Origin of the sequence: Pseudomonas sp. zfem004 (assembly GCF_032621715.1) — a bacterium.
GTDB classification, from domain to species: Bacteria; Pseudomonadota; Gammaproteobacteria; order Pseudomonadales; family Pseudomonadaceae; genus Aquipseudomonas; species Aquipseudomonas sichuanensis.
Genome location: NZ_JAVYJF010000012.1, coordinates 127217 through 139654, shown reverse-complemented (window position 1 = coordinate 139654; position 12438 = coordinate 127217). Strand labels below are relative to the sequence as shown.

The 12438-nt window shown below is 65.0% G+C and carries 11 protein-coding genes; 6 read left to right on the top strand and 5 right to left on the bottom strand.

What is annotated here, in order from left to right; all coding sequences use genetic code 11:
* Position 1 precedes the first annotated feature (1 nt).
* The 4 genes from RTH46_RS15095 to RTH46_RS15080 form a co-directional block, all read right to left on the bottom strand.
* A complete protein-coding gene (locus RTH46_RS15095) occupies positions 2-904 on the bottom strand; it encodes a dihydrodipicolinate synthase family protein (RefSeq protein WP_316906008.1) in 903 nt (300 codons plus the stop codon).
* 66 nt (positions 905-970) lie between these two features.
* Positions 971-2299: an MFS transporter gene (locus tag RTH46_RS15090; RefSeq protein WP_316906007.1), complete on the bottom strand. Its 1329-nt coding sequence runs from the start codon at positions 2297-2299 to the stop codon at positions 971-973.
* Positions 2300-2485: 186 nt separating this feature from the next.
* A complete protein-coding gene (locus RTH46_RS15085; RefSeq protein ID WP_316906006.1) occupies positions 2486-3805 on the bottom strand; it encodes an FAD-binding oxidoreductase in 1320 nt (439 codons plus the stop codon).
* Positions 3806-3893: 88 nt separating this feature from the next.
* Complete coding sequence (locus tag RTH46_RS15080) at positions 3894-4619, bottom strand: GntR family transcriptional regulator (protein WP_110992473.1); 726 nt, start codon at positions 4617-4619, stop codon at positions 3894-3896.
* A gap of 408 nt (positions 4620-5027) precedes the next feature.
* Between RTH46_RS15080 and RTH46_RS15075 the strand changes: the two genes are divergently transcribed.
* From RTH46_RS15075 to RTH46_RS15050, 6 genes are all read left to right on the top strand, one after another.
* A complete protein-coding gene (locus RTH46_RS15075; RefSeq protein WP_153786676.1) occupies positions 5028-5720 on the top strand; it encodes a GntR family transcriptional regulator in 693 nt (230 codons plus the stop codon).
* 153 nt (positions 5721-5873) lie between these two features.
* Complete coding sequence (locus RTH46_RS15070) at positions 5874-6725, top strand: glycine betaine ABC transporter substrate-binding protein (RefSeq protein WP_279847800.1); 852 nt, start codon at positions 5874-5876, stop codon at positions 6723-6725.
* 75 nt (positions 6726-6800) lie between these two features.
* Entirely contained in the window at positions 6801-7895 is a 1095-nt protein-coding gene (locus tag RTH46_RS15065) for a glycine betaine/L-proline ABC transporter ATP-binding protein (RefSeq protein ID WP_316906005.1), read from the top strand.
* Positions 7892-8743 carry an ABC transporter permease gene (locus RTH46_RS15060; RefSeq protein ID WP_279847801.1) on the top strand — a complete coding sequence of 284 codons (852 nt, stop codon included), beginning with the start codon at positions 7892-7894 and terminating at the stop codon, positions 8741-8743. The genes RTH46_RS15065 and RTH46_RS15060 overlap by 4 nt, the downstream gene beginning before the upstream one ends.
* A complete protein-coding gene (locus tag RTH46_RS15055; protein ID WP_153786672.1) occupies positions 8730-9584 on the top strand; it encodes an ABC transporter permease in 855 nt (284 codons plus the stop codon). The genes RTH46_RS15060 and RTH46_RS15055 overlap by 14 nt, the downstream gene beginning before the upstream one ends.
* 62 nt (positions 9585-9646) lie before the next feature.
* A complete protein-coding gene (locus RTH46_RS15050) occupies positions 9647-10687 on the top strand; it encodes a GlxA family transcriptional regulator (RefSeq protein ID WP_316906004.1) in 1041 nt (346 codons plus the stop codon).
* A 118-nt stretch (positions 10688-10805) separates the two neighbouring features.
* Here the strand turns inward: RTH46_RS15050 and gabP are convergent, their stop codons facing one another.
* On the bottom strand, positions 10806-12203 hold the full coding sequence (gene gabP / locus RTH46_RS15045) for a GABA permease (protein ID WP_316906003.1): 1398 nt from the start codon (positions 12201-12203) through the stop codon (positions 10806-10808).
* Between the last annotated feature and the right edge of the window lie 235 nt (positions 12204-12438).

Sequence of the window (12438 nt, the reverse complement as noted above, 5' to 3'; positions counted from 1 at the left end):
TTCAGGCACCTCCGGTGATCTGGGCGATGTTGCGCTTGAGTTCAGTGACCACCCGCCCCAGCTCTTGCTTTTCGCCAGCGTCCAGGTCGTACAGCGGCTTGCGCACGCCGCCGGTCTTCAGGCCGTTGAGGGCCACGCCGTTCTTGATTGCCTGGACGAACTTGCCACCTTCGAGGAAGTCCATCAGCGGCATCATGGCGGCCATGATCTTGCGGCCCTTGTCGAAGTTCTTCTCGATCACGCAGGCCTCGTAGAGGGCCACGTGCTCGCGCGGGATGAAGTTGGAGCCTGCGCAGACCCAGCTTTTCGCACCCCAGGCGAAGAACTCCAGGGCCTGGTCGTCCCAGCCGCACGACAGCTGGATGTTCGGGCGCTGGATGGCCAGGCGGTGCAGCTGGGCCATGTCGCCGGAGCTTTCCTTGATGGCGACGATGTTCTTCACGTCGGCCACGGCGTCGAAGAATTCCTCGCCCATGCTCACGCTCATGCGGCCCGGGTAGTTGTAGAGCATGATCGGCAGGCCGGCGGCGGCGTCGACCGCTTTCACATGCAGGGCGATTTCCTGCTGGGTCGGCAGCGCGTACGGCGGGGTGCCGACCAGCAGCGCATCGGCCTTGATCTCTTTGGCGTGGCTGGCGAAGGCCACCGCGTCTTCGGTGCGGATGCCACCGGTGCCGACGATCAGCGGCAGGCGGCCATTGAGCACGTCCTTGGCCTGGGCGGCCAGTTCGACGCGCTCCTGGGTGGTGTGGGCGTAGTACTCGCCGGTGGAGCCACCAATGATCACGCCGTGGATCTTCGACTCGACCAGGTATTCCAGAACATCGGCAAAGGCTGCCTTGTCGATCGAGCCGTCGGCGGCCAGGGGGGTGATTGCCGGGGTGTAGATGCCTTCGAATTTCACGATGAGGTTCTCCAGTGAACGCAAGGTTTCAGGCCGCGCCGGTCACACCCGGCGCGGTGTGACGAATCAAGCCAGCGACGCTGCCTGCTGCAGGTTCAGCGAGCGGGTTTCCGGGGCCAGGGCGAAGGACACCACCAGCCCGATCAGGGTGACGGCGGCCGCGGCATACATGGTGAAGGCGATGCCGTGGCTATCCAGCACCATGGGCACCAGCCAGGTGCCGACCGCCGCGCCGACGCGCGACAGCGAGGTACCGACGCCCACCGCGTTGGCGCGGATTTCGGTGGGGAACAGCTCGTTCGGGTAGACCAGCTGCAGCACCTGGGCACCGCCGATGAACAAGGCGTAGGCGCCGAACAGGCCGAGGATCAGCACTTCGGATCCAGCGTGGAACACCCCCAGCCCCAGCAGGGCCAGGCCCGACCAGAAAAAGCTGTGGATCAGCATGTTGCGCCGGCCCATGCTGTTGATCAGGCGCGTGGCGATGATGCAGCCGACCACGAACAGCAAGGTGATCGCCACCGAGCCGAACGAAGCCCAGTCGCCCTTGAGGTTGAGCGCGCCCAGCACCTTGGGGGCGAAGGCGTACACGGCGAACACCGGGATCACCGAGCAGGACCAGAACACGGCGACGAACATCATGCGTTTGCCATAGCCCGAGTGCAGCAGGCTGAGGAACGACAGCTTCTTCTGCTCTGGCTCCTCGGGCAGGTTGCGCAGCGAGAAACCACTGCCGTAGACGCCCTTGATCACCGCTTCGGCTTCACTGGCGCGGCCCTTGCTGAGCAGCCAGCGCGGCGACTCGGGGGTGCCCAGGCGGATCAGGAACAGCAGTGCGCCGATCAGTGCCGGGCTGGCCAGCACCAAGCGCCAGGCATCGTCACCGCCATTGCGCAGCAGGAAATCACCGAGGATGTAGGCGAACGCAGCACCGGCGAACCAGAGGATGGTCAGGGTGGCCAGGCGCGGGCCGCGGTTCTTCTTGGGCAGGAACTCCACCAGCAGCGAAGTGGCCACCGGGTACTCGATACCCACCGCAATGCCCACCACGAAGCGCAGCAGGAACAGCACCAGCCCGGACTCGACCCAGTACTGGCTGACCGAGGCCAGGATGAACAGCACCGGCCCCACGAAGAACACGCGCTTGCGGCCAAAGCGGTCGGTCAACCAACCGCCGAGGAAACCGCCAAAGAAGATCCCGATCAGCGCCGAGGCGGCGATCATGCCTTGCCAGAAACTGCTCAGGGCAAGGCCGGCGGCCATCTGCACCATGGCCACGCCAATGATGCTCAGTACATAACCGTCGACGAACGAGCCGCCGCCCGAACGCAAGGTGAGCAATTGGTGAAAGCGATTAAGCGGTACATCTTCGATAGATACATTGTTAGTTGTCATTATTTTCTCCTGCCACCATCAAACGCACCCTGAATTCCGCCCGAGCGAACCCGCGCCGCTGAAAGAAACTTCAGCACCGTGAACCCGAAGTTGCACTTCGGGCGGAAAACAGCACGCAATAGAAACCGCAGGCCGGGTCGCGATGACCCAGCAAATAAACCGTCAGTTACAACGCTTTAATTCAATTCAACTTTCTTGCCCGGCCCGGTACTGGCCCCACTTCAGGTTGAGGTTCAGGCCCAGCGACACCAAGGGCGCCGGCGGGTTGGCGCACGGCCCTGGGGCATTGCGCACAAAGTCGATCAGTTCGTTCTTTTCGCCCGCCAGCCAGTCGGCCAGCAACTTGCCGGTGGCCGTGCCGCGGGTCACACCCAGGCCGTTGCAGCACAGGGCGCCGTATACATTGGGCGCCAACTCGCCGAAGTAACCCATGTGGTTGCGCGACATGGCCAGCGCGCCACCCCAGGTGTATTCGAACGGCATGCCGGACAACATCGGGAAACGCCGCTCGAACGAATCGCGATGGCGCAAGGCAAAGCGCTCCAGGTACTTGCCGTTGGCCCGGCCGTCGGGATTGAAACTGAAACTGTTGCGGATCAGCAGGCGGTTGTCCGGGGTGCGCCGCACCGTGGTGCCGAACGGGTCGGCGGGGATCACGCCCCAGTAAGGCTTGCCGCCCAGGCGCGCCTGTTCTTCGGCCGTCATCGGCCGGGTCAGGCTGGCATAGGTGAACACCGGCAGCATGCGGCCCTTGAGGAAGCCGAAACTCATGCCGAAGGCGTTGGTGGTCAGCACCAGCTTGTCGGTGGTGATCGAGCCGTTGGCGTGGCGCAGCACGGTCTTGTTGCCGTACTCGACCTCGGTGATCGGCGTGCGCTCGTACAGGGTGACGTTGGCCGGCAGGTTGTCGGCCAGACCCTTGACCAGCGCCGACGGCTGGATCAGCGAGGTGCCCGGGGTGAACAGGGCCTTGCGATAGAAGTGGGTGCCGATGTGCTCGGGCAGTTCGCTGGCCTCGATCATCTGGTACGGCTGGTCGAGCTTGTCCAGGCCACGGCGGTAGGCTTCGAGCACGGCAATGCCGCGGGGCTCGACGGCGGCCTGGTACTTGCCGCAGTGCTTCATCTGGCAATCGATCTGGTAGCGCTCCACCAGTTCCTTGAGATACGACTGACCACTGAGGTTGAGCTTGAGCGTCGTGCGGGCCACGCCGATGTCGCCGATGTAGTCGTCGGCGCCGATATCGTGGGGCAGATCGATGGCGAACCCGGCGTTACGCCCGGACGAGCCGAAGCCAACCTCCTGAGCCTCCAGCAGCACGATCTGCTCGTCGGGGAAGTTCAGCGCCAGCTGGCGTGCCGCGGCAAGGCCGGTGAAACCGGCACCGACCACAACCCAGCGCGCCGTGCTGTGGCCGCTGTGCGGCGCCTTGATGCGCCGCCCTTTGCTCAGGTGATACCAACCGCACGTACTGTCGTCGGCGGGCAACGAGGTGATCTTTGTCATTTCAGGAACCAGATGTTGTTTTTAGCTTCTGTTCCTCATCACGCCCGCCCTGCCGGCCTCCTGCCGGGTGATGGGGTGGCGGTGAGTTTCACGTCAAGGCCAGTGCCACTTCCATTCCCTGGGGCGCCGCGTATTCGGCCATGCGGCGACGGGACAGCTCGAAGTGCTCGCGCACCAGCTGCCCGGCGGTTTCCGGATCGCGGCGTTCGATCGCCTCGATCATCTGATCGTGTTGGGTGCAGGCCAGCTCGAGGTCGCGCTGCATGTCATCGGTGGTCGGATGGCGGTAGAAGATCTTGCCCAGGCGGGTATGGTCGATCAGCAACCGGCGCAGGCTCGGCATCAGGTAGTCGTTGTGCGCCATCTTGCCGATTTCCAGGTGGAAGGCATCGTTGTAGAGCACGCGGTTTTCCACGTCCTGGGTTTCGATGGCCTGGCGGAACTGGGCCTGGATCGCCTTCAAACCTTCGATTTCCTGCGCGGTGGCATGGGTCGCCGCCAGCTGCGTGGTGGCGATGTAGATCAGCGGCGCGGCCAAAAAGAAGCTGTGCAGCGAGTCGTGGTTCATTGCCGCCACACGGGGGGCGCGGTTGGCCTCCAGCTCGATGTAGCCCTCGGCCGCGATCTGGCGCAGCAGCTCGCGCACCGGTGGCCGCGACAGGCCGAACTCTTCGCACATCGCCAGTTCATCGACCACCGCGCCCGGCGCCAACTCCATGCTGAGGATGCGCCGGCGCAGGGCGTCGGCGAGGACACCCTTGCGGTCGAGCGGCGCATCGCCAGTGGTGGGTTGGACATCGACGTTGGCTTTCATGGAGGCCTTTTTGCTTGTCATAGGTCTGTGTCTACAATTTGTATAATGACTATAGGGTAGCGTTAGACAATGTGTCTACAGCTTTTTCGATGAGCGGTTGAAGTGTCGAAAACACCCGTTGCGCGCTGTGGGTATTTGACCACATCCGCTGTTTACCCGCGCTGGAACGGGCCTGAAGGCAGGCGCTTATCCATCGACGACAAAATCATGCCCATCAACGACGATTTTGCGCCCGGTGATCACCCACCCTCCCGCACGCAAGCCCATGAATAGCTTGGGTCGCTGAGTATTCTTGCTGAATTTTTTAAGTATACAGAAAGAATACAATGCGATTGACCGCCCTCCGATCCCGTGCGAGTCTGCTGCAAAACAGCCATCACTCCGGGTGTCAGCGCAGCGGGGGTCTTCATGAGAAGCGGCAAGAACGATCTGTACGAGGATCTGAAAAACCAGATCCTGACCATGGAGCTGGACCCCGACCAGGTGCTCGACGAACTGGGCCTGAGCGAGCGCTACGGCCTGTCGCGAACCCCGGTCCGCGAGGTGTTCCGCCGCCTGGCCGGCGAAGGCTACCTCGACATCCAGGAAAACCGTGGCGCCCGGGTGGCGCCGATGAACCACTCGACCCTGCGCAACTTCTTCCTGGTCGCGCCCATGGTCTACGCCGCCATTGGCCGCCTGGCGGTGCACAACTACAAGCCGGGCCAGCTGCGCGACCTGCGCGCCACCCAGGAGCGTTTCCGCCGTGCCAGTGCCGAGCACGACGCCCGCACCATGGTGGTGGCCAACAACCGCTTCCACGAAATCATGGGCCAGATGTCGGGCAACCCTTACCTGGAACCCAGCCTCGGCCGCCTGCTGATCGACCACGCACGCATCGGCCACACTTTCTTCCGCCCGCGCAACAGCGAGATGGAGCGCCACCTGGCCCTGGCCGTGGAACACCACGACGGTTTCATCGAGGCCTTCGACCGGCATGACGAAGGCGCGGTGGTCGACCTGGTGTTCGAACACTGGGAACTGTCGCGCTGCAACATGCAGCTGTACATCGCCCCGCAAGGGCTGGTCGACGACCTGGCCAGCGGCATCGGCGGCCCCTGAGCGCTCCGGGCGGTGCCCGGCGAACAACGGACTTGGTAGTACGCACCCCTGGCGGGCTTCGGCCCGGCGGCGGACCTGCGCAGGTGAAATTCAACAACGACAACAACACATAAGGGCCTCCAAAGCCCATACGACACCTCGAAGGAGCACCACATGAACCGTATCCGCAAGGCGCTTTGCGCACTGACCCTGGTTGGCCTCGGCCTGTGCCAGGCCCACGCCGACGACAAGGTCATCAAGATGGGCACCCTGTCCTGGGAAGACCTCACGCCCATCACCGGCATCACCAAGAAAGTCCTGGAAGACGCCGGCTACAAGGTCGAAGTGACCTCGTTCTCCGAATGGGGCATCGCCTACGCAGCACTGGGCAAGGGCGATGTGCAGATCCTCGCCTCGCAGATCGACTACGTGGCCCAGGACTACTGGAACAAGAACAAGAACCGCCTGGAGAAGATCTCGCCGGTATCCCACGGCCTGTACCAGGCCATTGCCGTGCCCAAGTACGTGACCATCGACTCGATCGAGCAGCTCAATGAAAACGCCGACAAGTTCGGCAACAAGATCGTCGGCATCGAGCCCGGTTCGGGCCTGATGAACGAAGCCGCCAACGCGGTGAAGGCCTACGACCTCAAGCTCAACCTGCTCGAAGGCAGCACCGCGGCCATGACTGCCGCGCTCAAGTCGGCCGTCGACCGTAAGGAATGGGTGGCCGTGACCCTGTGGGAGCCGTCCTGGATGGCGCAGAAATACGACATCAAGTTCCTCAAGGACCCCAAAGGCGCCTTCGCCCCACCCCAGGGCTACTACTGGGTCGGCCAGAAAGGTTTCTCCGCCGCCAATCCTCAGGCCCGTGAAGTGATCGCCAGCGTCTATGTGCCCCTGGCCGACATCACCGCCATCAACGGCGCGGTGAAGGATGGCAAGACCATGGACGACGCGGTCAAGGACTGGGCCGACAAACATGCCGACCTGCTCAAGCGCTGGGAAAACATCAAAAAATACTGATTCACGCCACAGCCTTTTCGCCACTGCCGAACTTGAAACAAGAACACACCAGAAGACTCTGGTTCGGGTGCACCTATGAATACTGAACATGCTGTTGAAACACTGGTCGATTGCCGCGGCGTCTGGAAGATCTTCGGCGACCGCGCGCCGGCCGCCCTGCAGGCCTACCGCGAGCGCGGCCTGAGCAAGACCCAGATCCTCCAGGAATACGGCTGCGTGGTGGGCGTCTCGAACGTCAGCCTGCAGGTCCGCCGCGGTGAGATCTTCTGCATCATGGGCCTGTCCGGCAGTGGCAAGTCCACGCTGATCCGCCTGCTCAACCGGCTCATCACCCCCACCAGCGGCGAAGTGCTGGTCAAGGGCCGGGATATCGCCAGGCTCGATGCCGCCGCCCTGCGCGACGTGCGCGCCAAACACATCGGCATGGTGTTCCAGAGCGTCGCTCTGTTGCCGCACCGCACGGTGCTGGAAAACGCCGCCTTCGGCCTTGAAGTGCAAGGCGTGGGCAAGGCCGAGCGCCATGAGGTGGCCGGCCGTGCGCTGGCCAAGGTGGGCCTGAGCGACTGGGCCAATCGCTACCCGGCAGAACTGTCCGGCGGCATGCAGCAGCGCGTCGGCCTGGCCCGGGCCATCGCCTCCGACCCGGAAGTGATCCTCATGGACGAGCCGTTCAGCGCCCTCGACCCGCTGATCCGCCGCCAGTTGCAGGACGAATTCCGCCAACTGACCAAGTCGCTGGGCAAGTCGGCGGTGTTCATCACCCACGACCTGGAGGAAGCGATCCGCATCGGCGACCGCATCGCCATCATGAAAGACGGGGTGATCATCCAGGAAGGCACCGCCGAGGACATCGTGCTCAGCCCGGCCGACGACTACGTGGCCGAGTTCGTCGCCGGCATCTCGCGCCTGCACCTGGTCAAGGCCCATTCGATCATGCAGCCGCCGCCCCGTGGCGAGAGCCTCGACCACCTGGAATGCGCCAGCCCCGACAGCGACCTGGACACCCTGATCAACCTGCTGATCCGCTCGGGGCAGGATGCCGTGGGTATCCGCGACAACGGCGTGCTGGTGGGCGTGATCAGCCAGCGCGCCCTGCTGCGCGCGGTGCAGGGCGTGCCGCCGGAAACCCCGCTGCACGCGGTGCCCACCTCGCGGGAGGGCTCGGCATGAACCCCGCCGACTTTGCCGCTGCCTTCGACGAAACCGTCGACAACGGCCTGATGTGGCTGTCGGACAACGCCTCGCAGCTGTTCGACGCAGTCAACGACGTGCTCAAGGCGCTGTACGAAGCGGTGCTGGCCGTGACCACCCTGGCGCCCTTCTATGTCGTCGCCGTGCTGTTCGCCCTGCTGGCCTGGCGCCTGGCCGGGCGGCGCTTTGCCCTCGGCACCCTGGCTGCGCTGCTGCTGTGCGCGCTGATGGGGCTGTGGCCGCAGACCATGAGCACCCTGGCGCTGGTGTTGACCGCCACCAGCCTGGCGCTGCTGGTGGGCATCCCCTGCGGCGTGGCCGCCGGCCTGTCCCCCACCCTGTACCGCATCAGCGAACCGGTGATGGACCTGATCCAGACCCTGCCGCCGTACATCTACCTGCTGCCGGCCATCGCCCTGCTCGGCTATGGCGCCGGCACCGCACTGGTGGCCACCTTCATCGTCGCCGTGCCGCCGGTGGTGCGCCTGACCGCGTTGGGCATCCGCATGACGCCCAAGGTGTTCATCGAGCTGGGCCATGCCAGCGGCACCACCGGCTGGCAGCAGTTCGTCAAGATCCGCCTGCCGTTCGCCCTGCCGAGCATCATGACCGGCATCAACCAGAGCCTGATGATGGCCTTCGGCATGGTGGTGATCGCCGGCATCGTCGGCTCCGGCGGGCTGGGCGAAGTGATCTACACCGCCATCCGCACCCTGGACATCGCCCGTTCGATCAACGCCGCCATCGCCATCGTGGTGCTGACCCTGATCCTCGACCGCCTCGCCCAGAGCGGCACCCGCCAGGAGACCGGCCATGACACTCACTGAGCTGAACCTTTCCCCCGGCGCCTACCTGGCCCCCGTGTTCGACTGGCTCAACGCCAACCTGCACGGCCTGTTCGTCGCCATCAGCCACTTCGTCGAAACGGTGCTCGGCGCCATCGAAGCGGCGCTGCTGCTGCCGCCGGCCTGGGCACTGATCGCCATGGTGTGCGGGCTCACCGCGCTGTTCATCAGCCTGCGCAATGCGCTGCTGGCCGGCGTGCTGCTGGGCTTCTGCTGGGGCAGCGGTTTCTGGACCGCGTCGATGCAGACCATCGCCCTGGTCTCGGTAGCGGTGCTGATCGCCGTGGCCATCGCCTTCCCGCTGGGCATCCTGGCGGCGCGGGTCAAGCGCTTCGACAACGCCATCGGCCCGCTGCTGAACATCATGCAGACCGTGCCGCCCTGGGTGTACCTGATCCCGGCCGTGATCATCTTCAGCCTGGGCAAGGTGCCGGCGATCATCGCCACCATCATCTATGGCATCCCGCCGATGCTGCGCCTGACCAGCCTGGGCTTTCGCCAGGTGCCCAAGGACCTGCTCGAACTCGGCCAGGCCACCGGCGCCACGCCACGCACCATCCTGCTCAAGATCGAACTGCCCAGCGCCCTGCCCACCCTGCTGGTGGGCCTCAACCAGTGCATCCTGCTGTCGCTGGCCATGGTGGTGCTGGCCGGGCTGGTCGGTGCCGGCGGCCTGGGCGCGGAAGTGACCCGCGGCTTGACCCGCATGGAAATGGGTCTGGGCCTGCGCGCGGGGTTGGCCATCGTGGCCGTGGCGCTGCTGCTCGACCGCTTGTCCCGCGGCCTGCTGCAACGACGCCGGGGAGCCCTGCCCGCCCATTGAACCTACACGCGGCGGGCGACAGTGCCCGCCGTCTTTCAACCTGCCAGCAAGAGAAACACCCGTTGCTCCCGACACGACACTTCAGCAGCGCCCTGCAAGGGCACAACTCACGGTTCACCGGCAACGCAGTACAGCCCACCGGCCAGCAGGCCCGCGTGGGTTTTCTGCTGCTGGAGCACTTTTCCCTGCCGGCCTTTACCCAGGCCCTGGACACGCTGGTCACTGCCAACCTGATCCAGCCCGACGCCTGCGCAAGTACGACCTTCAGCCTGGATGGCAGCTCGGTCACCAGCGACCTGGGCATCGTCATCTGCCCCGCCGGGGCCATGGCCCACAGCCTGGAACAGCCGCTGGACCTGTTCGTGGTGTGTGGCGGGCTGCGCACCGCGCTGACGGCATCAGCGGAACTGGCCGGCCTGCTGCAGGCCCTGGCACGCAAAGGCGTGGCCCTGGGCGGGCTGTGGAACGGTGCCTGGTTCCTCGGCCAGGCCGGGCTGCTCGACGGCCACCGCTGCGCCGTGCACCCGGAGCATCGCGGCGCGGTGGCCGAGATCGCCCGGCACAGCCAGGTTTCGAGCGACAGTTTCGTGGTTGACCGCGACCGCCTCAGCGCCGCCAGCCCCGGCGGGGCATTCGGCATGGTGCAGGAATGGCTCGGCCGTCTGCGTGGCAGCGAGCTGGCCGAAGGCATCGGCGCGATCCTGGCCTTCGAGGCGTCACGCTACAAGCGCGCCACGCCGGCGCCGCAGGCCAACATCAGCGAGCCCCTGCGCGAGGCGATCAACCTGATGAGCGCGAATCTTGAAGAGCCGTTGAGCCAGGACCAACTGGCCGACTATGTGGGCCGCTCCAAGCGCCAGATCGGGCGGTTGTTCCAGCATCAACTGGGCACCACGCCGGTGCGTTATTACCTGGAGCTGCGGATTACCGAAAGCCGACGGCTGCTGCAGTATTCCGACCTGCCGATCCTGGATGTGGCGGTGGCCTGCGGGTTCGTCTCGGCCAGCCATTTCAGCAAGTGCTATGCGTCGTTCTTTGGCTACAGCCCTTCGCGGGAGAAGCGGTTTGGCTGTGTGAAAGCGCCCAAGCGCGAAAACACTTGAAAGCATCGCGGGGCAAGTCGCAGCGGCGCACCGCCGCTCCCACGCTCCGCCCCCAAAAATTGGCTTGGGAGCACGTGGGAGCGGCGGTGCGCCGCTGCGACTTGCCCCGCGATGGGCGTCACGCCGGGCGCGCTATCGGCGCCAAGGCATGCCGCCGCTGCTTGACTACCCCAACCAGCAGAATCACCACCGCCAACCCAAGGGTCAACGACACCTCCAAGCGATGCTGCGGCATCACGAACATCACCCCCAACGCAAACACGATGAAACCGATCACCGCCCAGGTCAGCCAGGGGTACAGCCACATCTTGAAGGCGATCTGCTGGCTCTGCCGCTCAAGCAACGCCCGCATGCGCAACTGCGAGCAGGCGATCGCCAGGTACACCAGCAGCGCGATGGAGCCCGAGCTGGCCAGCAGGAAGGCAAACACCTCGGACGGCGCGAAGTAATTGACCACGGTGGTGAGCATGCCGATCAGCGTACTGCCGATCACCGCCGCCCGCGGTACCCCGACCTTGGACGTACGGCCAATGGCCGCCGGTGCGTCGCCGCGCTTGGCCAGCGAGAACAGCATGCGCGAGGAAATGTAGATCGACGAGTTCAGGCAGCTGGCCACCGCCACCAGCACCACCATGTCCACCAGCAGCTTGGCGTAGGGGATCTGCATGATCTCCAGCGCCCGCTGGTACGAGCCCTGCACCGGCAGCAGTGGGTCGTTCCACGGCACCACCGAGATGATCACGAAGATCGACAGCAGATAGAACACGCTGATGCGCCAGATCACCGAACGGGTGGCCTTGGCGATGTTGCGCGCCGGGTCCGAGGATTCGGAGGCGGCGATGGTCACCGCTTCCGTGCCCAGGTAGCTGAACATGGTGGTGAGCAAGGCGCCGATGATCGCCGTCCAGCCGTTGGGCATGAAGCCGCCATGCTCGCTCATCAACCGCGCCAGGCCACTGACCTCGCGCGCGGGCAAGGCCCCGGCCAGGGCAAACGCGCCGAGGGCGATGAAGGCAATGATGGCGATGACCTTGAGCATGGCGAACCAGAACTCGAACTCGCCGTACTTGGCCACGCTGAACAGGTTGGTGAAGGTCAGCAGCACCGTCATCGCCAGGGCGAAGAACCAGGGTTCGATGTGCGGGAACCAGTTGTTCAGCACCACCCCGGCGGCGATGGCCTCGATGGGGATCACCAGCACCCAGAACCACCAGTACAGCCAGCCGATGGTAAAGCCCGCCCAGCGGCCGATGGCGCGGTCGGCGTAGGTGGAGAACGAGCCGGTGTCGGGGCTGGCCACCGCCATTTCGCCGAGCATGCGCATCACCAGCACCACCAGGGTGCCGGCCAGGGCATAGGCGACGATGGCCGCCGGGCCGGCTGCGGCGATGGCGTGCCCCGAGCCAACGAACAGCCCGGCGCCGATCACCCCGGCGATCGACAGCATGGTTACGTGCCTGGGTTTGAAACCTTGCGCCAGCTGGCCGCCGGCATGTCCCGCGCTTGGATTGGTCATCCTGATCCCTTCTTGGAGTTGTTATGGGAGCGCGCCAGGCCGGGATGTAGAGGGCCTGGCGCCAATCCAAGCTAAGCGAGCGCCAGCGGGACAGATTGCCCGAGGCGGACCTGGACTTGGCCAGGAAGGTCATGCCAGAGCGGTTGTGCGGTGGGATCGAAGGGGGACAGTGCGGAGTCTGGCACGGGCTGCGCCCGTGTTCGCGGGGCAAGCCCGCTCCCACAGAGAGCGCGCC